Annotated in this window: 13 protein-coding genes; 6 read left to right on the forward strand and 7 right to left on the reverse strand. The window is 62.6% G+C overall.

Annotation, left to right across the window (positions count from 1 at the left end; all coding sequences use genetic code 11):
• Positions 1–4 precede the first annotated feature (4 nt).
• Entirely contained in the window at positions 5–715 is a 711-nt protein-coding gene (locus VFZ66_27925) for a hypothetical protein (protein ID HEX6293043.1), read from the forward strand.
• 149 nt (positions 716–864) lie between these two features.
• On the opposite strand, the gene VFZ66_27930 is transcribed toward VFZ66_27925, so the two are convergent.
• From VFZ66_27930 to VFZ66_27955, 6 genes are all read right to left on the reverse strand, one after another.
• On the reverse strand, positions 865–1,080 hold the full coding sequence (locus VFZ66_27930) for a hypothetical protein (GenBank protein ID HEX6293044.1): 216 nt from the start codon (positions 1,078–1,080) through the stop codon (positions 865–867).
• A 223-nt stretch (positions 1,081–1,303) separates the two neighbouring features.
• A complete protein-coding gene (locus tag VFZ66_27935; protein HEX6293045.1) occupies positions 1,304–1,813 on the reverse strand; it encodes a hypothetical protein in 510 nt (169 codons plus the stop codon).
• An 84-nt stretch (positions 1,814–1,897) separates the two neighbouring features.
• Positions 1,898–6,655, reverse strand: a complete 4,758-nt coding sequence (locus tag VFZ66_27940) for an RHS repeat-associated core domain-containing protein (protein ID HEX6293046.1) — start codon at positions 6,653–6,655, stop codon at positions 1,898–1,900.
• Between the two features lie 205 nt (positions 6,656–6,860).
• Positions 6,861–7,718 (reverse strand): Yip1 family protein, encoded by an 858-nt coding sequence (locus VFZ66_27945; protein ID HEX6293047.1) that lies wholly within the window; start codon positions 7,716–7,718, stop codon positions 6,861–6,863.
• Positions 7,719–7,733: 15 nt separating this feature from the next.
• Positions 7,734–9,386 carry a S8 family serine peptidase gene (locus VFZ66_27950; GenBank protein HEX6293048.1) on the reverse strand — a complete coding sequence of 551 codons (1,653 nt, stop codon included), beginning with the start codon at positions 9,384–9,386 and terminating at the stop codon, positions 7,734–7,736.
• A 388-nt stretch (positions 9,387–9,774) separates the two neighbouring features.
• Positions 9,775–10,146, reverse strand: a complete 372-nt coding sequence (locus VFZ66_27955) for a response regulator transcription factor (protein HEX6293049.1) — start codon at positions 10,144–10,146, stop codon at positions 9,775–9,777.
• A 753-nt stretch (positions 10,147–10,899) separates the two neighbouring features.
• Here VFZ66_27955 and VFZ66_27960 point away from each other — a divergent pair.
• Positions 10,900–13,446, forward strand: coding sequence for an MBL fold metallo-hydrolase (locus VFZ66_27960; GenBank protein ID HEX6293050.1), 2,547 nt, complete (start codon positions 10,900–10,902; stop codon positions 13,444–13,446).
• Between the two features lie 72 nt (positions 13,447–13,518).
• On the opposite strand, the gene VFZ66_27965 is transcribed toward VFZ66_27960, so the two are convergent.
• On the reverse strand, positions 13,519–14,691 hold the full coding sequence (locus VFZ66_27965; GenBank protein ID HEX6293051.1) for a tyrosine-type recombinase/integrase: 1,173 nt from the start codon (positions 14,689–14,691) through the stop codon (positions 13,519–13,521).
• A gap of 356 nt (positions 14,692–15,047) precedes the next feature.
• Between VFZ66_27965 and VFZ66_27970 the strand changes: the two genes are divergently transcribed.
• The 4 genes from VFZ66_27970 to rnhA all read left to right on the forward strand — a co-directional run bounded on the left by VFZ66_27970 (position 15,048) and on the right by rnhA (position 23,531).
• Complete coding sequence (locus tag VFZ66_27970) at positions 15,048–16,511, forward strand: hypothetical protein (protein ID HEX6293052.1); 1,464 nt, start codon at positions 15,048–15,050, stop codon at positions 16,509–16,511.
• Positions 16,504–19,752 (forward strand): hypothetical protein, encoded by a 3,249-nt coding sequence (locus VFZ66_27975; GenBank protein ID HEX6293053.1) that lies wholly within the window; start codon positions 16,504–16,506, stop codon positions 19,750–19,752. The genes VFZ66_27970 and VFZ66_27975 overlap by 8 nt, the downstream gene beginning before the upstream one ends.
• A gap of 56 nt (positions 19,753–19,808) precedes the next feature.
• Positions 19,809–22,727: a DUF3962 domain-containing protein gene (locus VFZ66_27980; GenBank protein ID HEX6293054.1), complete on the forward strand. Its 2,919-nt coding sequence runs from the start codon at positions 19,809–19,811 to the stop codon at positions 22,725–22,727.
• Positions 22,728–23,015: 288 nt separating this feature from the next.
• A complete protein-coding gene (gene rnhA / locus VFZ66_27985) occupies positions 23,016–23,531 on the forward strand; it encodes a ribonuclease HI (protein ID HEX6293055.1) in 516 nt (171 codons plus the stop codon).
• The last annotated feature ends 141 nt before the right edge of the window (positions 23,532–23,672 follow it).

The raw sequence follows: 23,672 nt of genomic DNA on the forward strand, positions 1-23,672 counted from the left end.
CATGATGACGACGGAAATATGGGCGCCAGGCCATCGGTACACCGAACGGACCAAAACCGGCATCGAGGTGACAGAGACGCGCATCCGGCTGCATGCGCGTCCGCCGGACGGCGGCGAGTCGCGGGTGATCGCCGAGGTGCCCCGTCCGCCGCACCTGACGGAATGGGCGTGCTGGTATGACCTCCAGTTCGCGGACCTGTTCCCGCAGGTGGCGTACTGGTGGTTTGGCGATGCCTGGACCGGGCAGGTGAAAGTGAGCCGCGCGGCGGGGACGACCGATGCGCGCACGCTCGTTGGCTATGTCCAGTTCACGGATGACGAGACGCCCGGCGAGCCCTGGCTGCTCGTCGACGCCGACCCGCTGATCGTCTCGGTGCCGCTGCCGGAACACCACCGCCAGCCGCTGAATCTGCCGCTCCAGCTGGCCATCGCGCGCCTGGTCTTCGCCGCGTTGAGCGACCCGCGCTATGCCGACCAGTGGCTGCCGATCACCAGCCTGGTGGCCCGCGCCGATCTGGCGGCGAGCTTCCCGACGACGCGGGCGGCGCTGACGGCGGAGCTGCCGCTCATCGCCGATCTGCTGGATCTGGCCCCAGGGCGCACGCCGGACCTCGATCTCGACGCGCCGGCGACGCGCGTGTTTCGCCTGGAGGAGCGCGAGATCCCGCTGCGCGAGGTGCTGTGTATGCTCCAGGGGGTGAAACGCCCCGCGTAATGGATTATTCCGAACTGACGTTACTTAGCGCAGACGTTAGCCCTCCACCTGCAGTTGCTGGGCACGGAGCATCCGGAAACCGTGATTAACCTCAATGAGTTGGGCGAGGTCCACTGCGGGCAGGGAGACTACGCGGCAGCCCAAAACTATCATGAGCGGGCGCTCGCGATCCAGAGCAGGTGGTAGGTCCCGACCATCACCACACGGTCAGAAGCCTGCGCGGACTGGGCAAGGTCTTCCACGCGCGACGACATGACGCGGAGGCGAGGCACCTCCTCGAACGCGCGCTGACGATCTTTACGGAACGACTTGGTCTGAATCATCCCGACACCGAGCAGACCCGTCGGATGCTCGTGAACCTCCACGTTCCACCCACGACCACCGGACCGGGATCGTGATCCCGCGTGCGTTTCCATCACCCGAATTGGGGTACTCCCACAGCAACCTGGGGGCCTCCAGATTTCGGGCACGATCATTGAGTGTTGAGAAGCAGCGCAGGAATAGCCTTGCGCTGCTTCCAATGACACCAGACATTGTTCTTGTACTGTTCCGGTCTCACTCCTCGTGCTATGCGTAGAGCTGGATATATTAGGCGGGAATTGACGACTTGCTGATATAGGACCAATTTGTCCCTGGCCCTAGCACCAGAACATTGTTGTCTGGTGTATATAACATCCAGTGATCGTGCTCTTCCGAGTAAACTGGGAAGATCCGCAAGATGAAGCCGTTGCCGAAGGTGAAGATAGTATCAAGACCGGGCAGAACCAGATCCACGGCCTGAAGATCGAGACCCTCAAGCTGCCGTACTGCTGACTCCATTTTCGGGCGTGGATCTTCGGAGCCAGCAAGTACTTGGTCGCCCTGCTCCAAGCGCCAAGCACAGTAGTAGATCCAGAGGTGCCATTCTCCGTGAATATGCTTCGATGCTCCACCGCCGGTAGGGGCACCGAACTCAAGCGTGATAAAGCTTCCTATGCCCAAAGATACGCCCCACGCCGGTTGACCTATAAGTGGTGCAAGCGTGTTTTGGATTCGTTGAACATCCTTATCCGTTACTGCCATGGTAAAACCTTTCGTCATCAGGAAGTTTTGCAGCAAGATTAACACCACCTGCAACGAGTGGCTAGGGCTGGGATCATTGCTACCAATGATCCCAGCGCGGACATCATCGTTATCGGCGTCTTATCCTCCGAACATATCAAGGACAAGATCGACAATCTCTCGGTAGCTATAGTTTTGGCCGCTGATCTCATCATGCACTTGGCGAATCTCGTCTTTGCTCAGCCGACGGCCTAATTTCCCCTCAGCCTCTTGAACAGCTCCTCGGAACTGCTTATTCTGAGCCTGATTATTACCTGGGGTTCCATTCCCCGCCATTTGCATGACGGTCCCTGCTGCTGCTGCCGCCGCTGCTGCCGCTGCTGCTTGGGCCGCTGCTGCTTGGGCCGCTGCTGCTATGGTTGCTGCTTGGGCCGCCGCTGCCGTCGCCGCTCCGGCTCCCGCTCCGCCACCTGCGCCAGCTGTCGCCGCTGCCAGACCTCCACCGCCCATTCCGCCAAGCAGTGCCGCAAGCCAAGGAGCCGCATACCATACGAGGAGGGCTATCACGACGATAACTACCAAGATCGCAGCGGCGATCAGCAGGGCGCTGCCAATCCGGCTAAGCCAGTCTTGCCAGGATGAACGGGCGCTCAAACCGCTCACGTCTTCGTAGGCGATCGGGTTGTTGAGGGCGTAGGCATAGCGGTTTGTCGAGCCACTCTCGAAAGGGTTACCCGGCAGGGGATCAGCGGAGATGAACCGCCCAATCTGGGGATCGTACCAGCGCGCGTTCATGTAATATAGGCCGGTGGCGGAGTCGGCGTACTGGCCCATCCACTTGAGATCGTTGCTCTGGTTGCCGCTCTCGTCGGCCATACTACCGAACGCCTCGTAGCGGTAATTCGTGACCTTGCTGCCCTGCTGGTTGGTCATGCCAACCACGCTGCCCAGGCCATCGTACTCGTAGTAGCGGCCAACGGTATCCTGGTTGGTCGGCGGTGGCAGGAAGAGCTTGGCGATCAGACGTCCACCGGCATCGCTGATATACTCCTCGGCCTTGTTGCTGCTCCCATCGATCTCCAGCAAGTTACGCTGGCCGTCGAAGACGAAGAAGGTGCTGGTATTGCCCTGATAGCGGGCGATCCGGCGTCCGAGCGCATCGTAGCTGTAGCGCACGTCGTTCGCCTGCACCAGCCGGTTGTCGTAGTCGTACTGGTAGCTAGCTTTGGTAATGCCAAGCTGCGACTTGTTCAGTACGTTACCGTTCTTGTCATACTGAAAGCTATCGCTATTGGCCTTGAGCAGGCGATCAGCAGCGTCATAGGTGTAGTCAGTGCTCTGCGTTGACCACTGATTCTGGGCCATGCGTCCGGTGGTCTGCTTGACGCGGTTGCCAACGGCATCGTAGGTGTAGTCGAACTGATCCAGTGCGCCAGTGCTGCCGCTGCGCGCCACTCGAGTCAGGCGGTTGAGCGCGTCGTAGCTATACGCGGTCACGATGCCATCATTGTCAGTCGCGGTTGCCTTGTTGCCGAGCTTATCGTAGGTGTAGCTGAACCGCGAATCGATCGTATCGCCGCGACCGTAGTTGGCAAGCTGGGTCAGGCGACCGAGGACATCGTAGGTCAGCGCCGTACGGGTGCTGTTGGGATTGGTGATCGCCGTCACTAACCCGGTGGCATCATAAGCATACGCAGTTGTCCGTCCTTCGGGATCGGTCACTGCGGTATTGCGTCCGGCGCTGTCGTAGGTATAGCGGATCACTCGACCATACGGATCGGTCAGACTGGTGCGGCGTCCCGCAGCATCATAGCTGTAGCGCAGCGTGCGATTGCCTGGCTGGGTTTCACTGATAACCCGATCCAACGCATCGTACTGGTATGTGATCGCGCCCGCTGCACTAGTGACCGAGTTCATGCGTCCCAGGAGGTCATAGGTGAAGGTCGTGCTGGTGGCATTGGGATAGCGCATCTCGCGTAGCCGCCGCATGCTGTCGTAGCTGTACTGCGTGGTCGCGCCGTTGGCATCGGTGCGGCTTGCGAGATTACCAATGCTGTCATAGCTATAGCGGGTGCTGTTGCCTAGGGGATCAGTTGTGCGCACCAATCGTCCGAGCAGGTCAAAGGCATTCACTGTGGCGTTGCCTTTGGCGTTGGTAAACTGCGTCATATTGCCGCGCGCATCGTAGGAATAGTACTGGGAGTTGCCGAGCGCATCGATCATGGTCGAGGGCCGGTTCAGCCGATCGTAGGCATAGGCAGTCACCTGGCCGTTGGCATCCACCTCTTGCAGGAGATTGCCCACGGCATCGTACTGGTAGCCGGTCTGGTTGCCTGCGGCATCGGTTTGACGGGCCAGCCGGTTGAGCGCGTCGTACAGATAGCGGGTAGTCCCGCCTTTGGGATCGGTGACCGCGGTGCGGTTGCCCTCGGTATCATAGGCGAAGCGGGTGATGTTGCCGAGCGCATCAGTGATGCTGATCAGGCGGTTGGCGACATCATAGGCGAAGCGAGTGGTTGCACCAGCAGCGTCGGTAGCAGTCAGCCGCTGGCCCTGTCCATTGTAGGTATAGCTGAACCGCGAGCCGTCCGCCTGCGTTACCTGCGTGAGCTGGCCCATCGCATCGTAGCTCATGGCGTTGGTCTTCCCGGCGGGATCGGTCGCCCTGGTGATACGTCCAATCAGGTCATACGCCAGGGTCGTCTTCGCGCCGCTGGGATCGATAATCTCAGCTACGTTGCTAGTGGCGGTATAGCCGAGCGTCGTTGCTGCTCCCGCCGGATCGACAATGCGCACCATGCGTCCATAGGCATCGTTCGTGTAGCGTGTGGTATTGCCGAGGGGATCGACCGTGACCGTCAAGTTGCCATTGGCGTCATAGGTCATCGTAGTTCGTGCGCCAGCCGCGTCCGTAGTGCTGGTCAAACGGCTATACACTGGGTCATAGGTATTGGTAAGCACGTAGCCGAGCGCATCGGTGCTGGTCAGCAGATTGCCCTTGGCATCATAGGTCATGCTCGTGGTACGGCCCAGCGCATCGGTCGCCGAGGTCCGATTGACATCGCCGTCCCAGGTCCACGACTGCACGCCGCCCAGCGGATCGTCAAGCTGCGTCACCACGCCGTTGCCGCCCACAAAGTCGTAGTGGTAGGTGGTCACGTTGCCGCGCGAGTCGGTGGCACTCGTGCGTTTGTTGTCAACGTCGTAGGCCAGCGTGACCTTGTGGTTATCGCCCTCGTAGCTGAAGCTGATCGCCCGGTCGTCGGCGTTGTAGCCGATGAAGCCGCGATACCCATCGGGATTGGTGATCACCGTCAGATTGTGGGTGCTGTCGTAAGCGTAGCGCACGGTCTTGCCGTCGGGATAGGTCACAACACTCAGGTTATCCCCGTCGTAGGTGTAGGCAAAGACCCGACCCGCCGGATCGGTCATCTGGGTGATCCGATTGTTGGCATCGTAGGTCAGTCGAGTCTGCCGACCCACGGTATCTTCGATCACGATCGGTCGGCGTGCCTCATCGTAGGTGATCGTGATCTGGTTGCCATTGGGATCGGTGATCCGCTGCACCTTCCCACCGCTATCGAAGACCTTGGTTACGCCATGTTTGTCGCGGAGCGTAAAGCTGCCGTCGGCCAGCTTGGAGAGCGTGTCGTGGTTGCCAGCAGGCGGGGTGTAGCTGCCATCGGCAGTGCGGGTAAAGGTGTACTGCCCGCCCTGCTCATTGATTGCGACGATACTCCCATCGTCCTGCTCTCTGACCGCGATCGCGTAGCTATGCGCCCAGCCATAGCCAAACGCGCCGTTGGCCTCCGTGCGGCTGTTGTAGGTACGCACAAAGTCAATGTTGAGACCGCGTCCAGTCAGATACAGGTCCTGATCCTGCGTGTAGAAGTTGCCGTTGGTCACGTTGATCGGGTCTACGCCTGCGGCGGTATTGCCGTCGTGACCGGATGGCCCCTGATTTTGTGAATCTTCGCCGGGATCTGGTGGCGGAGGGGGGGGATCGTCTTCCCAGGCTTCCAGAATGCGCACGCTCTCGGCGTTCGCGCCCGGAATACTGAGCGGCGTGATCAGATTGGCGACCTGACCGCCAGTAATACTCACGGTGAACGGTTCCGTGCGCGTGTAGGTCGCAATGCCCTGGGCATCGGTCGTCAGCGTGATCGTCTCGGTGTAATTGCGGGCCGGGATGCCGAACTGCGCCTGGAGCGTTTTGTTTGCCAGTGGCTGTCCCGCGGTGTCCAGAAACTTGACCGACATCGAGACCGACATCGAGGTGCTATGGCTGGCATCGGATGGGATCGTCACGTTGGGGATAAACGCCGTTACCGATGAGCCGTGCAGGGCTTCGCTGCCGAAGGTGGCGCTCAACGGCTGGATCTGCCAGCTTCGCGTGGCGCTTTCGCTGACCTGACCGTCAAAGATCGGCGTGAAGGTTACGCTATCGGCGACATTGGCGGTATACACGCCCGGCGCGGTCTCGACAAGCTGTCCATCGTAGCCCAGCAGCGGAATCTGGAGCCGGACTGCCGCGCCGGTCAGGGTGGTCAGTTGATCTTTGACCAGATAGATGCCGACTTTGGTGGTTCCGGAGAGGGTGGTTTCGCCAAGCGCAACGCTGCCGGTACGAATGCCGTCCAGGACGGCGGAGGTCGAGACCTGACCCGTGGCGGTGTTCAACACCGTCTGCTGGTTGTGGTCGGTGATCCGCAGGCTGGCCAGTTGGAAGTTATAGCCAATGGACGCATCGGGGATAATCACGGCGGCTTCAGCTCGTTGTGAAACCAGCAGCCCGCGCTTGTCGGCGAGATCCAGCCGCGAGCCGCTATACAGCAGCGACATCAGCAGCAGCAGATTGAGCCAAACCAACACGGCACGCTTCAATTGCCGTCGTAGCATGGGAGTTCCTTCTCTCGATTGACGTGACCGCTTGAGCCACGCGATCGATCGTGATCGCAGGTCAATCAGCATGGGTTTGGGGGGGTGCGAAACAGGCGAGCAGGGCTATTGGGCGAGGTTAGCACCTCAGCGCATAGGTCGTGGGCAACGTGGCACACGCGCTCCTTTCTACGCTATGGGTGAACACGTGAGTTTCCGCCACGGATCAGCCGGAGCGGGGTGAGGAATCGTGGATCAGATGAGGACTGCCAGGATGGGACGCTGTGCTGCCACCGCTGGATCGCCGCTCGGCGCTACTCACCCAGCGCATGAGCAGCAGCGCGCCCGCGATCAGCACCACGCTCGCGGCGCTAAAGCCCAGCAGCGTCGAGGACGCGATCAGCTGTTCGCTCCACAAACGCGCCGACGGCAGATTGAAGATGATCGCACCCGGCAGTACCAGCGCCGCGATGTTCAAGGCAGGCGTCAGCATGCCGATCGCGAGCGACTCAAACGCGGGCAGCCCGTGGACGCGCCGCAAGCTCACGTAGGTCACCCAAGCCAGCCAGGTGGACGTGAAGATCTGCCCCACCCCCAGCGCGGGCCGGAACTGCGGCGCGGCATCGAAGCGCACCAGTGGGAGCGGCACGAAGAAATACGCGAAGTTCGGCAGCACGGTGACCACATAAATGCCCAGCGCAATGCCGTACAGCCGCAGAAAATCGACCAGCCGACCCGTGCCGCCACAGAAGCGGCCCAGCAGATACGGCACCAGCGCGAAGCCAAACCAGCGCACATAGACCGCGAGCCAGTCGGCGAGCAGCAGCGGAACGGCTTTACCTGTAAACCAGGCGAGCAGCCGTCCACTGACCCACATCGCCCAGAGTTGCTCGTCGTTGAGCAGCACGAGTACCCCATCCAGCACGCCACGCAGCAGGCTGATGATCGTCAAAAAGATCACGATCGACCCAAAGCGTGGTGGTGTGGTCAGCACGCGCTCGATTGTGCGGGCTGGACGGATCAGCAGGTGCAGAAACAAGCCAGTGGTGGTGGCGTTGAACGGGCGCATGCGAAACCCTGACATATTCGTGTTCTCTTTCTATCGAGTGAGTGAAAAGTTCACGCCACTGGTCGTCTGACCCGGATTGACGACCACGCCGGATTTGGTCTGGCTCTGGTAGCCACTGGCGCTTGCCGTCAGGGTGTAGGTTCCAGCGGGCAGGTTGGCGATCTGATAGATACCGTAGGCGTCGGTGGTCGCACTGCCGAGCAGCTCCGTTCCCTGGAGCGCCTGCACGGTCGCGCCTGCAACGGCTTTGCGCCCGCTCGTCACCTTACCGGTGACGGAGCCAACGCGCGTCAGCGCCACATCGACAGGACCGCTTACCTGGGCGGTCTCAACCAGCACGCTGTTGCGCGTCTGCGGTGCGTAGCCCGCGAGCGTGATGCGAATGTCATAGGTTCCAGCGGGAAGGTACCGCAGGTTGTAGCTGCCATCGGCCTGGCTCAAGGTCGTCGCTCGCACCTGGCCTGCGTGCAACGCCTCGACCTGCGCATTGACCAGGGTCGCGCCGGTCACGCCATCGGTGACCATGCCGAGGACCGAGCCGGAGACGGCCCGTCCAAGATTGACCCGTCCATAGCCGGTGTACTGATCCCAGCCGGAGCTGTGGAGATCATCTGCCGAGCGTTCGATCATCGCGCGCACGGCGGCGCTGGAGCGGCTGGCGTCCTGCGCAATTACCAAGCCTGCTAGCCCGGAAACCACGGGCGTTGCCATCGACGTGCCGCTCTTGTAAGCATACGTCGAGCCTGCCGTATTTGACCAGACCGTGCTGTACACGTCCACGCCGGGCGCGGCGACCGACAGATAGGTGTTGTAGTTGGAGAAGGCAGCCCGCTGATCGCTGCTGGTCGTTGCGGCAATCGCCATCACGCCGGGAAGTGCCGCCGGATAAGTAGGAAAGTTCGTTCCGTCGTTACCCGCGGCGGCGATCAGGAGCGCGCCCCGGCTGGCAGCGTACGTGACCGCCTCCTGGAGGCCCTGCGACGAGGCCGAGCCGCCCAGACTCAGGTTGATCACCTGCGCGCCGTGGTCGGCAGCATAGAGGATGCCGGAGGCAACCGCGTCGTAGGTGCCGCTGCCATCCGCGCCCAGCACTTTGACCGGCATGATCCGGCACAAAGGACACACCCCTGCGATGCCACGGGCATTGTTGGTCGCAGCGGCGGCGATCCCCGCGACATGGGTGCCATGTCCATGATTGTCCGTGGTGTCGGCGGTGTTGTAGCCGGGACTGAAGGAATCGTAGTTCCAGCCGGGAACCTGCTTCCCGCTGAGATCGGGATGATAGGGATCAACGCCGGTGTCGATGACGGCGATGACCACGGCTGGATCGCCCTGCGCAAGATCCCAGCCCTGCGGCGCGTTGATCGTCGTCAGGCCCCATTGATTGGGATAGCCCGGATCGTCGGGAATGAGCTGCACCGTAGCAACGCTATTGGTTTCGGCGTAGGCCACGGCGGAATTGGCCCGCAGGCGGTGCAGGAGCGCCTGCTGATTCGTCGTGGGTGGAAAGCGTAGCACATGCACGCCGATGTGCAGGATCTCACGATCGCGCGTGCCATCATAGGCTGCAGCAAAGCGTTGGACGGCAGCGACGGTGTGAGGAGCGTGGAATTTGACGAGGATCTCGGAGCCGGAGTCAGCAGTGGGCGCATGACTGAACGCATCGGTCGTATTGCCGACCAAGCCGCAAACCACAAGCCACAGCGCGAGACCAGCCGCGAAGGGGCGTCGGTAACGCCGAGCCATCGCATCGAAAAGAGAACCCGTAGCAGGCATAGCGATCCAAGCTTCTTTCTAAAAGACAGGCGAAGCAAACGACGCGCTCCAGCGGAGAACACCGGATGTAACCGAGCAGAGCGGACAGCAGCGAACAAGAGCCGCGCGAGCCGCGCTCATCATGGTAAATACTGGTATAGGTGATGCTGGAAGAGTGTGGTAGTAGAGTGTTAGCGTGTGCATGCGAGGGGACAAATCCATGCCCGTGATGCGCAGCCGAATGATACCTGATCCGATCCCCGATTGTCAAGCCACGGCAAGCAGCAGATCCAGATCCCACACCATCCTAGTCCAGTCATGGACTGTTGGGTCTGTGCGCCGCCCGCAGCGCCGCTACGAGTTCTGCCTGCGGCGTCGTTTTGCATAGGTACCTCACCGCGCCCGCCCGCACACCGTCCAGCACCGCGCCATCGTCGCCGCCCGTGAACAGGACGATCTGCACGTCGGGATAGGCAACTCGCATCCGTTTGGTCGTGGCGATCCCGTCCAGCAGCGGCATCTGCACATCCATGAGTACCACATCCGGCTGGATCTGCGCCACCACGTCCAGTGCCTCCAGGCCATTCCCAGCTTCGCCGACCACCTCGAGTTCGGGGTCCAAGGCCAGCAAGCAGCGGGTGATCCAGCGGAACTCAAGGTGATCATCGACGAGTACAACTCGAATCATCGCCGTCCTCTCACCGCAGGCGGATCTCTGCGCCCACCGCGTAGTCACGTTGCATGCGCCAGGCGCTAAGCCTGGAACGTACGAGAGCGGTCCCGATCCGTCAGGGATAGCACCTACCGAGCCAGACTGCTCTCACGCAGATGTGGGCAGCGGTGCCTGATGCAGATCTGGCAGGGATCGTTCCCGTGTGTGTAGTAAACCAGATCGCTGCCGACGTTGGGGATCGGTGACCGATCCAAAAACCGATACTGTTAAGATCGCGTTAAATAGTAGGAACAGCCACCTGCCCAGCCAGGCGCACGTCCGGCGCTCGCGATTCGCCGTTGCATTGTGGGGGAAGCCGTGGGTGCCTACCGCAAGCCCTCGACGCTGGCAGGTATCGGTATCCTCAAGGTGTGCCGCAGGTACGTTCGTGAGAAGGTGCGATGGAACACACGAGTCCCTGGGATCGGGGATTCGGCAGTGGCGGACAGCCCTGAATCTGACCCAAGCCCCCGTTGCTCACCACGTGGGCTGCGCGGTCGTTACAATCCGCACACGAGAGGTGGAGGTGCAGCGACCGCACGCTCAATCTCCAGCGCAGCCTCAACAGGGAGCGGTAGCGCGATCGTGCTGCCCAAGACCGATCCCACCAGCGATCGATTTCCGGCAGGCCGTACCCGTCGTGGAGAATGACCTCCAGCGGGGACTTGTCCAATCCGATGCTCCTCGGTACACTCTCTGCAACCGACACAGAAGGAGTACACCCCGGCTATGGACGTGTTGTTTCTCGGTGGCGCATCCGGCGTGGGCGCGAGCTGTCTGGCGCTCCCGCTTGGCTCGCGCTGGGTGGTCGTCGATGCCGGCGTGCGCATGGATCGTTCCGTTGACCGGCTCCCCGACCTGGCCCAGCTCGACGGCAAGGACGTGGCCGCCATCTTTGTGACTCATGCCCACGCCGACCATATTGGGGCGCTCCCGCTCCTCCATCAGACGTTCCCCACCGTCCCGATCTACGCCTCGCTGCCGACCCTGCGCCTGATGGAGGTGATGCTCGCCGACGCGGTGCGGATCATGAGCCGCCGCGCCGCCGAGGAGCTGGAGATCCCGCTCTTCGACGCCGAGGTAGTCGCCGCCATGCTCCGCTGCGTCCGCCCGCTGCCGCTCAGTGGCACCACCCAGGTTCCCGAACTGCCCGAGGTGACGATCCACACCGTCCAGGCCGGCCACGTCGCCGGGGCGATCATGCTCGGCTTCGAGGCACCGAGCGGACGGGTGCTGATCAGCGGCGATGTGAGTATGACCCCGCAGCGCACCATTCGCGGCGCGGGCCTGCCCACCTTGAAGCACCCCGATCTGCTGATCCTGGAGTCGACCTACGGCGCGCTGCTCCACGCCAACCGCCAGGCCCAGGAGCAGCGCCTGGCCCAGACCGTCGCCGCCCAGGTCCAGCAGGGCCACGTCCTGATCCCGGCCTTTGCGCTGGGCCGGGCGCAAGAGGTGCTGATGATCCTCCAACGGGCGCAACGGGATCATCAGATCCCGGAATTTCCGATCTGGGTTGATGGCCTGGTCCGCTCGGTCTGCGCGGCCTACGAGTCGTTTCCCCAGGCGCTCGCGCCCGCGCTCAGCCGCCATCTCCAGAACGGGGGCCACGCCTTCTTCAGCCGCAGTGTGCGCCCGGTGGAGTCGCCCGCGCAGCGCGAGACGATCCTTCAAGGACCGCCAAGCTGTATCGTCGCGAGCAGCGGCATGCTCACCGGCGGGCCAAGCGCCTGGTTCGCGGCGCGGCTGGCCGGGGACGAGCGGGCCGCAATCCTGATCACGGGCTATCAGGATGAGGAAGCGCCGGGGCGGAAGCTCCAGGCAGCTGTGGCGAATGGTGGCGGGAGCATCGACCTGGAAGGTCGCTCGCTGCTGCTGCGCTGTCGAGTGGACACCTACGGGTTGAGCGCCCACGCCGACGGGCATGAACTCGCGGGGCTGGTGCGCGCCGTCAAGCCGCGAATCACGGCGCTGGTGCATGGCGACGCCGAGGCCCGCGCCGTGCTGGGGGCGCGGATCAAGGAGCTGACGCATGTGGTGTTGCCCACGGACGGCGAGTCCTTGACGATCACGCTGGGAGGCCGACACCGTCCGGCGGTATCCGTCCCACCGGCGATCGCCGAACGCCCGGAGCCGATCGGGGACGGTGCGCCGCTGGATCTCGCACGCCTGTGGCAGCACCTCGACGACGGCACAGGCGTCCAGACCGTCAGCGTGCGCGAGGTCGTCCGGCTCTGGTGGGGCGAGGCTGCTCCTGCGGATGCGGAACAGGACGCGGCGGTGGCCCTGGCTGACGCCCAGCCCCATTTCGTGGAGCTGCCAGGCGTGGCGGGGCTGTACCGGGTGCGGTCAGCGACCGAGGTGCGCCGAGCACAGGCCGCCGGGGTGCGTGCCACGCCCACCGCGACCACGGCCCGACCGGATCAGACCGCGCTGCTGGCGCTGGTGCAACAGCACCTGGGCGACGCGCCGGATCTCTACCATCGCGGGGTGGACCCGGAGAGCGGTGCGATCACCCTGGCGTTTCATTTCCCCGACGTGGCGCGCGAGCGGTATGCCCAGGCGATCCAGGCCGTGCAGGACGCCGGCGGCGTCCCGGTGCGGATCGCGCCGCAGCCGCACCAGGGTGCGCTGGCCCAGGCGGCGCTGGCGGCGCTCCCGGAGGGGCTGACCGTGGAGCGCAATCCCTCGCTCCGGCTCGATCAGCGCGTGGTGCAACTCCGCTGTCAGGGCACGGCCCCCGGCGACGCCATCGCTGCCGCACAACGCCAGTTTCACGAGCTGACTGGCTGGACGCTGGAGATCGTGTGCCGCCCGGCGCAGGGGGTACCTGCGCCGCTCCCAGGAGCCGTGCCGAGCCGCGTGCCGCAGCAGCGCCTGGAGTACAATGCGGCGCTGGCGGTGGCCCAGGCGCTGTTTCCCGCCGACACCGGCTGTTACAAGATCGGCGCGGATCAGGAGCGCGGCATCCTGCTGCTACGCTTTCACTTTCCCCTGCGGGCGCAGGAGCGCTACGCCGAGCAGTTGACGACCGTGGCGGAGCGCACGGGGTGGCAGGTGCAGGTCCATCCCGCCGGGCATCAGGGCGCGCTCGAAACCACGATCCGCCGCCTGCTGCCGAGTCAGGTCACGCTGGTGGGCGCGCCGTCGCTCCATCAGGACCGGCGGGAAGTCGTGGCCCGCTATCGCGGCACGCTTACCCCCACCGAGATAACCGTAGCCGGAACGGCGTTTTTGGAGGTCACGGGCTGGACGCTCCAGTTCCGGCCTGCGTGAGCGCCCGGGTCGGCCAACCTGCGCGAGCGGCCAGCACGTACCCAGGGGCATTGCTCGTCGGCTGATGCGTGATTACCAGTTGACGTAATCCACCGCGTTATCATCCAGGGCATCCTGATCGTGGGCATAGCGCATCGTCGTCTTCGGATCGCTATGCCGTGCGGCGGCCTGGACCTTGGTCAGCGATGCGCCGCCCTTCAGCGCCAGCGTCACGAACGAGTGGCGCAGCCCGTGGGGCGTCACCTTCGTCCGGCGCGCCTGCTGCGCGGTGTTCCCTTTGCCGGGGCGGGCCGCCCGGGATTCGGCCTCGGGATCGAGCTTCAGGTGCAGCTTCGCCTGCGTGAAGCGCGTTTGCAGAATGTATTTCAGACCATCATAGGTCAGCGGGCCGTGGATCGCGTAGCGCCGCGGCGCATCGGGCTGCTGGGGATCGCGGCCTTTGTGCCGCAGGCGGCGGAACACCGCGCCGTCGGTGATCTGCTCCGCGCGCAGTGCCTGAAGGTAGCGCTGCAGCACCTGCCACGTCCGCGGCTTGAGCTTGACCCGATCGCGCTGGTTGCCTTTGCCGGTGATCCACACGACGCGATGCCCATCGATTTCGGCGAGATCGGCAAAGGTGATCCGCAGCACCTCGCTGGAGCGGAGGCCGGTCGAGAGCATCAAGACGATCAGCGCATGGTCGCGCAGGTCGCGCAGGGTCGGTCCCTGGCATTCGTCTTCGAGCGTGCGGGCTTCCTGGCGGCTCAAGTAGATCGTGGTACTCTGCTGGCTGACCTTGGGCTTTTTGATCTCCTCCATCGGGTTCAGGGCGATCAGGTGGTAGCGCAGCAGGCGGTTGTAGAGCAGACGCAAGGGCGTGAGGCGGCGACTGATCGTGGCGGGCTGTAAGCCGACGGCGAGGTGGCGGATATAGGCGCTGATGTCAGCTTCCGTCACCTGCTGGATGCGGGTGAGCGCGGCCTGGATCTGGCGTGTGAGGTCGGGCGAGGTCTGAAGGTGTTCGGGATCGGCGGGCAGCGTGACGGCAATGCCGAGATAGACCAGAAAATCCTGGAGGTCGCTGCGATAGGCACGGCGGGTTTGCTCCGAGCGACCGCGCAGGATCACCTCGGCCAGCACGTCGGCGAGGGTGCGTGGCGGCAGGGCCGGTCGTGACGGCGGAGGCGGCAGCTCGACGATGACCTCCGTGGCCTGCGGCTCAACGCGGGCGAGTGCCGTATCTGGCGCGTGGGGCGATTTAGGCATGCGTACCTCCTGTGCTGCGATCCAGCGGTCGGTCGACCACGCGGGTAACGCTTCCTGCGCTTGGGCTAGTATAGCACCGGTTACTCCAAAGAATACACATTATCAGGAGTTAATAACAGTGGTAAATGGACCGATAATGACGAAGCAATTGTCGGATCTCTCTTCGGTGTACCTGAAGCATGAGGCCCTCCGATCTGTGCCAGTTCCATCACTCAACGTGACACTGCCCTCCTGAGATGGGGCATCCAGCACCGGGTCAGAAACGTACCCTCGACGTACCTGCCTCTCCGCGACAGCAGCACGAGGTCTTCTGAGCAGCTACCTCGTTGGGCGCCGCTTGAGAAAGCGGCGCGGCAATGACCGACGAGAAAATCCGCGAAGTTGCTTCATCAGCGAGTCTTGACAAGTATGTTCTGCTCCTGTATAGTTGCAACAAATGTTACTATAACAAATGTTGCACTATGCCTGAACTTACCGAGAACGAGATTGCCCTCCTCCATCTTATCGATCGGGTGACCCGAGAGAATGGTGGACAAAATCCGACCTTAGCAGAAATCGCATTAGCGGCAGGATTGCCGAGTAGTGGACGAGCCACAATCCAGCGTCAGTTGTCGCGCTTGCGCCCAACCTATGTCGACTGGAGCGGCAGTGCCCGCTCGTTGCATCTTACCCCAGCGGGATTAGCCGAACTCGGCCGTGGCACCTCAACGGCCGCGATTACCGCCCCCATTAATGATGTGATCGTGTCCTTGCTTGCGGTCGGGTTAACGCATCTTACTACGCGCATCGAACTCGATGCGGTGTTACATGCACCTTACCACGATGCGTGGGAGCGTGGCGCTCGGATGTTAGCTTTTGAGTGCCTCATTCGCGGACTTCCGGCACCGGCACACCTCGGTGTCGTCATCAACGACTGGTGTCGTCACGCTCCCCGTGACTGGCCCCTGCCGCTTGGCGCATCAGGACGGCTGTACGATGAGCCACTCCTCAACGAGGACAACGAACTGACGCCCCTGTGTCGAGAGTTGGCACATGGGTTGGAGTATGGCGACGCCGAACTGGAGCTCTGTGAAGCACAGATGGGCGTTGTTCGCACGCTTGCCCAGGGGCGACGCAGCCAAGATGGGTATGTCGCCTTTCGCCGCTTCGTGATCGAACATCCGGTGGCCACGCAGGACGAGATTAGCGATGCAGCAGCCGTGCGGACTCTGACGCCATTCGCCGCTCACCTTCATGAGCTGTATGAGCGCATCCCCACGACCGCCATTCATCACGGACACCTCCTGCTCTGTGGTCACTGTGGCTGGACACTTGAGCGCATGAAGGGACGACTCCGGTGTGGTAGCCCTCGCTGCCGAGTCTTGACGGAAAACTTCAGTCGTGGCACGGCCACCCGACCGTTTAATACAGATGATCCGCCACTGCGCGTCCGGCGCGCGATCCGCCAATACGTCGTTGCTCCTGGAATCTACGAACTTAACCTCGTCCGCCAAGTCGAAGCTCTCGGGCTGACCTGCCAGCTCTGGCCCTTCTATGACCGTTATGACGTGCGCGTGATCTTTGACGACGGCACGACGTGGGCGGTCGATCTCAAGGACTGGCAACATCCCCATCTGCTTGGGCGGCATCTGACGACCTTCGCCGATGAGGCACCGGACTGGCGGCAGTTCTTCTTCGCAATTCCTGATGCCCGCCTTGCCGAGAACGCTGCCTATCTCACCATCCTACGCGAGCTGGCCGGGAGTGATGCCTTCACCATTCTCACCATTAGCGATCTTGTAGCCCGGATCACGCGGCGGAAGGAGCAGGGGTATGCGTGAGACCATGCGCTGGCGCGACGGACTCATGCGGGAATTTGAAGCGGCTCGCGTTGCCTATGGACGACCAAGCATGGCCCCAGCCGACCTGCTGGAGACCGAGTTGATCTTGACCTTGCTCGCCGACTACTTGCCAGGTGAGGCACCAGACTTGGCGTGGACGGTATTGAACGGTCATCCCTTCCCGGCGCGTGAACGGCTCTCGGAGGCAGCACGCCGCGCGATTGCCTGCGTGCGCCAGCATCTGCGCGCACCCCTCGGGCGCGGCACCTGGGAGCGTTGGTTGAGCGAGTATAGCACCCTTGCCGAGCCCTACCCGATCTACCGTATCCGCAATGGGCAGATCGTGCCAGTCCCCTCCACGCTTGCCCCAGATCGGTGTGCGGTCATGCGCACGACCTTCGAGAAGGCGCCGCCCTGGGCGGTGGCGCACCCACGGTTTGCTTCCCCAGGAGCCTACCGCTTCCCCATCGATCGGGAGCCGTTCGAGGTCGAGATCGATGGGCGAACGGCGGCTCTTGTCCAGGGGTTCGCAGCAAGGAGCGTTGCCCCATCGCAGGCTCGTCCACCGCTTGACGTATCACTCAACGCGCTGCGCGCAACTGCGCACTGGATGGATAGCATGCTCGGCACGGATCGCTGGGCAACCTCGATGGATATTCAATTACGCGCGGTCACTGCGTCAGGCTTCGTGCCTGCCGACACGCTCCGCCTCGACGGACTGTGCCACCTGATCGGCATGCTGGGCAGCGGCAAGTCTACCCTCCTGACGGTCCTGGCTGTCCACTTCGCGCGCGAAGGGTTGCGCGTCGTACTGGTCTATGGCGATGTCGCAACGCTCCTCCGTGAACTTGAGCAGTACGAGCGGCTCCATGCTGCCGATGCGCGCATTCGGGCCATGCCCCTGATTGGCCGGAGTACCCGCCTGGCGCACCTCAATCGCCTCCATGCCGCCGAGCATGACCGGGGCAAGGCCGGACTGCAACTCGACCATGCGGGCTTTGCGATCCTTTCTACGCTCTGTCCGCTGGATGGACTCCGCCCGGACAGCCGTCCCATCCCGCCTGGCCAGGAGCCATGTACCGCACTGGTCGAAGCACCTCAGGGCGACGACGAAGAACACCAGCCGGTCACCTGCCCGTTGCTGCCAGCCTGCCCAGTCCATCAGCCGACTCGAACGCTCCTCGATGCGTCGATCTGGCTGGCGACCCCGGCGAGTCTCCTCGCAAGCAGCCCGCAGAGTCCACTCATTCGGGAGCGCATGCGCTTCATCGAGATGGTGATGTGGTCCGCCGACGTGGTCCTCGTTGACGAGGCAGATATGGTCCAGGCGCAGTTTGATGACCGCTTTGCCCAGACCGAGGTGCTGATCGGTCGCGCCAATGCGTGGTTCGACCGTCTCTATGCCCAGGTTGCCCGCCAAGTGTATCGCCCCGGACGACCTCTGCTTGGTCGCTCGCGTCCCTTCGACCGCTGGTTGGCTGCCCACAATAATGCGCAGCGGGCAGCCGATAGCCTCCTCCGCCTGCTTCGCGATGATGAGATGTTACGGCACTGGCTCCGTGCCAGCTACTTTACTGGCCGCCGCCTGCTGCAGCGATTGGCCTATCATCTTGAGCACGAGTACGGACGCGATGTCGCCCTCTTCATGGAGGCTAGCGAGGTCTTTAGCCACAACCCCTTGGGTCGCACCGGACGCCCGCGACCCTCCACCGCCTGGGTTGACGCCGTGCGGCTCCATCTCCTCGGCGCGGATCACCACGAGACCCGCGACCTCGTGGAATCGTCGCTTGCCGACCTTGTACCGGGTATTGAGCGTCTGCACGCCCAAGTACGGGAAACCCTCGCTTCGCGCCTGCTCGCGGCGCTCCTGGTGACCGTGCTGGATGAGGCACTGCGACAGGTGATCACTGGCTGGTCAACCGCTGAGGAGATTCTTGACCTCGACAAAGGCAGCGGCGGTCTGTTCTTTCCGCCCTCAGAGAGCGTGACTCGCATGGTGCCTGAAGCACCCACCGGCGCAATCCTGGGCTTTCAGTATTACGATCCGCAGGACAACGGGCAAGGCGAACTCCGCTTTTTCCGCTTGCGTGGCCTCGGCCGCGCACTGCTCTATCATCTGCATGATGCCTTCATACCAACGGATAGCGTCCCAGGCCCACATGTCCTCCTCACCAGTGGGACATCCTGGGCACCAGGTTCCTGGCGGTACCACCTGCATCGCGCTCCAGATTATGCATTGCTGCCGACACGGGCTGACCAAACCGCCCAGACGCGCTGTTTCTGGACGTTCGTTCCTGATCCCGATCCCCGCGCTCGTGGGCGCTTTCTGCACGTCTCGGGTAAGTCGGCACCGCAAGACCGGATCAACGCATTGACGGCGATGGTCCGTGCGTTGGGGCATCGCACGACCATCGGCGGGGTACCACGCAGCATCTTCGATGACGAGTTCAGGAAGCTTGATTCGCACCGCCAGCGTATCCTCCTCGTCGTGGGTAGCTACCAGGAAGCCGAGTACGTCGAGCAAGCCTTATCTGATGTCCTTGGAGTCGCAGCGGGTGAGGCAGTGGTCGCGCTCATTCCAGATGTTGACGGCGACCTGCAACTGCGCAGGCCACAGGCGAAGCTGCGACGTAGCAACCTTGCCAGACTGCCGGAATTGCAGGGCGTGCGGTTTCTCGTGGCACCACTGCAGGCGATCGAGCGTGGTCACAACATTCTCGTCGGTCAGGAAGCGGCGATCGGAAGTGTCTTCTTCTTGACTCGCCCGCTGCCAGTGCCCGGGGATCTGCATATTGCCATCCAAAAGATCAACGCCTGGGCGATGGATGCAGCGGGGACGTGTGATCTCCCAACTGTTGGGGCGGCCGGCGCATGGCTCCGCGCAGAGGCTGACCGCCGGTGGCGAATGGTTTCGCCGGACGGGGTAGGACAGGCAACCTATCGGGGCATGTCGGACCGCACGGGATTGCTGTGGACCCAACTGGTCCTTGTCTGGCAATGCATTGGCCGCCTGTTGCGTGGCGGTGTGCCAGCACGAGTCCATTTTGTGGATGCAAAGTGGGCCGAAGTTCGGGCCGGCCTTGTGGCGGGCGAACGGGACACGGAAGCCACGAGCATGGTCGTCGGATTTCACCGCCTGTTGCAGGAAGCCCTGCACGATCCCGATCCGGCGCAGGCTGCCATCGCTGAGGCTCTGTATGGATCATTTGCTCAGGCGTTGCAGCGCCTCATAGACCGATAACGGTCGCTGCGAATGGGCGGTCCCGGGTGGCGCATACTTGAAGGAGAACACGTATCGTGGCACATGAACAGATCCAGCCGGTTGCCTTCCACCTCGTCGAGTCCAGCTTAACGTTGCCGCTCCGCGCCATGCATTTTCCCTACGAGTGGCGCGGACCCTTGGCGGCGCTGGCAGGAGAAGGAGCGCGGGCCGACCGCCCACGGTCGTTCCGCATTGCTTCTCTAAATGCGGCCATCGCGGCCTTCACTCCGCAACTCTTTGTCACACCCGGCCAGGCCCACTATTCGGACCGCCCATGGTTGATCGCCGCAGCGGATGTCCGTCCTGATAAGATCTGGCGAATTGCACGTGCCTGGCTTGCTGAACAGTACGCCGAGCGGGAAGATCTGGCCACGGCATATGAAGCCTCCTACGCCGCACTCCAGGCTGAGGATCTGGTGTGGGAGGACTTTACCTTTGTCCGGAACAATGATGTCCACGTCAACGATACTGCACGGATCGATACCTTGACGTATGCAGCCCTGCCGGCGTTCATTGCGGATCTCCTGGTGCGTCGCCAGGTCGCAATCCCGATTCAGCAAACGATGCGTCCACTGGTGCGTGTACCGACAACCAACGGTGGGGCGCAGCTTCAAACCTGGCCCCCAGTCTACTATACCGAGGACAATAGCGGGCGACGCGGAGCCTATAGCTACACGATCACGATCACCGTACAGAACCTGGTCGGGTGTTCGCGTCCACGCATTCATATGGCCTATGGCATCCGTCGCTGGCGATTGTTGCCGCTTCGGACTGAAGAGTCCTTGTACCTCCCAGGACGTGAGGGTCGTACTGTGTATCTGCGCCACCCTCGCCCGCTCAGCGGTGTTGCGCAGTCATCGCACTTCACGCGGGCGATGCTTGATGCCGAATTTGGTCAAAACCAGCGCGTGCCGGTCTGGCGGGATGCGCTGGCTGGCATTGCGAGCCGGATCGGGGCAGCACTGCCCGATCCCAGCGAACTGACCTCTCATCCCGAACGCTATCTGGAACCCATGGATGAGGATACGGTCATCGCCGCAATCGTCGAGAAAACGCCACGGAATCATCCAGTCAAGGCGGGCATGGGCCTGGAAGTACGCGAGGCCATCACCGAGGCGATTGCCCACCCCATGGACGAAGTGCTGACTCTCATTGCGCCGCTTGAGCGCTCCGACACGACGGGTAAACCTCAGCGTAACGCAGCGATGCTCGCGGACGATCTTCGTGATCTTCCAGCTGAAGAGCGACTCCAGGCAGTACGCGACTCGATCGGACCGCGCGTGGTGGTCGAGGTCTGGTGGCAGACCCAGGAGGGCCGCAACCAACTCATCTACGGTTTGCATGATATGCTGACTGGGCCACGTCCTCCGCTTGAGGAGGTCGGCGAGCCAGAGCTACCTCTGTCCGCACCGCTCGCCGAGCAGCACACCATGTTCGACACTGCAGCACCGTCGGCTCCTGAACTGTCCGACCTGAACAAGCCGCGTAGCAAGGTCACACGCAAGCGGGCCACGCCAGAAATCCCGCCGATTGATCCGTCAATGGAACACATCATTCCGCTCCCAGATGGCGGAATGATCCAGGTCGTCCCGCGTGCGCTAGATACCATCGGGCGGATGTTGCCGGAGCCCACTGAGGCGGACCAGAAGCACAAGGGTGAGTACAAGCGGCGCGAGACAGATCGTCGGGCTAAGGAGATTCAGGAGGCACTCGAACCCGCCGCAGTACCAACACTTGCCCTGATTGAACTTCAGCACTTTCAGGACCCACGGGACCGGCAACGTCGCCGCTTGGTTGGTCTGCGTGATCCCAAACGGGCACTCCGGCTCGGTATGGCCGACACTGGCCGGGTGACGAAGTTCACCACGGGGAAGTTCCATCCAGATCAGCAAGGAAAACCGCAGGGCCGGACACGCCTAACCCCCGCAGAGTTGCTGCGCGAACGGTGTGACAATGCGGTGTTGGAAGGTCTCCGTCAGATGGGATACCTGCCGGGACGCATCACCGTGACACCACCTGACGGTCACTCCTTGCCGGAAGCGATGGTGGTTGCCGGCGTGCGGATGCTGCGACTGACCCGAAAATGGACAGAGACACGGATTTATCTGCCCGTCGTGACGATCTTCGATACCGAAACAGCCGGTGTCCACGCGTGGCTACCTGACGGGCAACTCGGCGTGCGACCATTTTATCAAGCGTTGCTGGATATTACCCGGATGAAAGACAAGGATGTGAGCCGCTTTCGTCAGGACGAGATGCTGGCACGCCTGGAACAATTTCTCACGGAGGAGTTACCGCGCAGCTTCCATCAGGATATTGTTATCCTGGCTGAGGCCCAGAACATCCGCTGGTTGTGGCCGGGATTGCAGAACAGTGAGATCGCGCTTGATGCCTTACGGTTTCGGAAAGGGAGCCAGGCAAAGCCGATCGATCGCATGGAGACACGCTTTCGGCTCATTCGACTGCGTACCTCTGAGCGCGGCGAGACGCCGCTCTGGTACACGGAGAACGCTGCGCCTGGTCGTGATTATGCCAGTGGCCTCTTTCGAGATGGTGAGGCACCACGGACATTCTTCAATATCGCCACGAAACCGAAGACGCAAGGCCAGCCGCGGCGTGGCAAACAGCACGATCCGAGTGAGCAGTACGCGATTCCCTCGATGCTTGAGATTCTGGTCGCTGCCCAACAGCCCGGTGATAGCGACGAAGCCTGGGCGCTGGCCGTACATACCTGGCGCCGAATGGGGTACCTGAGTGGTGGGGAGATGACCCTGCTCCCGATTCCGCTCCAGTGGGCGCAGCGCATGGATCGGTACGCCGCGGTGATCGGTCCCTGGGTGTTTCGTGAGCAAGAACACCTGTGGATGGACGATAACGACATGAGCGAGGAGGGTGACGAATCAGGCATGGAGCAGCGCTCCTTGTTGGAGGACGAGGAGGAGGACGAATCATGAGTGGGGAGGGAGCTTGGAGGAGGGCTATCGTCCCAGCCGTGAAGCGACCGGGTATGCTCACCCGTTGGTGAGCATACCCGGTCGAATCGCCGATAGGCACGGTGGAGCGTACACGACCAGCAGGGCGCATCGCACGACGCCACGGCAGGAGATCATCGTCGTCCACCACATCATGATTCGCCTGCTGGCTCCGTTATCGGCGCTTTGGGAGGGAGCAGTCCCATGGGCCAACACGGTACAATAGCTGGTGTTCACGCAGGGTTCGTGAGCTGGACGCGGGGGAACCAGATGACCACGGAACTCAGGCAGGTGACCATCTTTACCGACGGGGCCTGTATCGGCAATCCCGGTCCGGGCGGCTATGGCGTGGTGCTGAAATTTGGCGAACACACCAAAGAACTTTCCGGCGGCTTTCGGTTGACGAGCAACAATCGCATGGAGTTGATCGCCGTCATCGCGGGCCTACGTGCGTTGAAAGAACGCTGCGTCGTCGCGGTGTTCAGCGACTCAGAATATGTGGTCGAGGCGATGACGAAGGGCTGGCCGGCGCGCTGGCGGGCCAACGGCTGGATGCGGACCAAAAAAGACCGCGCTGTTAATCCGGATTTGTGGCAGCAACTGCTGGAACTGGTCGCGCAGCACCAGGTCACCTTTACCTGGGTCAAGGGACACGCGGGACATCCGGAGAACGAGCGCTGCGATCAGTTGGCCTTTGCCGCCGCCCAACGGCCCGATCTGCCGATGGATGACGGTTACGAACATCCCGAGTCGGCAATGCCCACGACGGGATCGCTCTTCGACTGATGCACGGGCGTCGCGCGGGAATCAGGGAGCGTTCGCGCGACGGGCCCCACGCCGCTCCGGGTGACGCGCGCTCGATGGCGCAGGTTGCAACGAACCCGCTCGGTTCGGGTATAGTAGCAGAGACTCACGGCCGCAGCGAAC

Source organism: Herpetosiphonaceae bacterium (assembly GCA_036374795.1).
In the GTDB taxonomy this organism is placed as follows: domain Bacteria; phylum Chloroflexota; class Chloroflexia; order Chloroflexales; family Kallotenuaceae; genus LB3-1.

Bases quoted from the DNA above. Each gene is read 5' to 3' on its own strand.
- VFZ66_27965 (HEX6293051.1), bottom strand. From the start codon at position 14,691: ATGCCTAAATCGCCCCACGCGCCAGATACGGCACTCGCCCGCGTTGAG.
- VFZ66_27960 (HEX6293050.1), top strand. From the start codon at position 10,900: ATGGACGTGTTGTTTCTCGGTGGCGCATCCGGCGTGGGCGCGAGCTGT.
- VFZ66_27940 (HEX6293046.1), bottom strand. From the start codon at position 6,655: ATGCTACGACGGCAATTGAAGCGTGCCGTGTTGGTTTGGCTCAATCTG.
- VFZ66_27945 (HEX6293047.1), bottom strand. From the start codon at position 7,718: ATGTCAGGGTTTCGCATGCGCCCGTTCAACGCCACCACCACTGGCTTG.
- VFZ66_27970 (HEX6293052.1), top strand. From the start codon at position 15,048: ATGACCGACGAGAAAATCCGCGAAGTTGCTTCATCAGCGAGTCTTGAC.
- VFZ66_27925 (HEX6293043.1), top strand. From the start codon at position 5: ATGACGACGGAAATATGGGCGCCAGGCCATCGGTACACCGAACGGACC.
- VFZ66_27975 (HEX6293053.1), top strand. From the start codon at position 16,504: ATGCGTGAGACCATGCGCTGGCGCGACGGACTCATGCGGGAATTTGAA.
- rnhA (HEX6293055.1), top strand. From the start codon at position 23,016: ATGACCACGGAACTCAGGCAGGTGACCATCTTTACCGACGGGGCCTGT.
- VFZ66_27955 (HEX6293049.1), bottom strand. From the start codon at position 10,146: ATGATTCGAGTTGTACTCGTCGATGATCACCTTGAGTTCCGCTGGATC.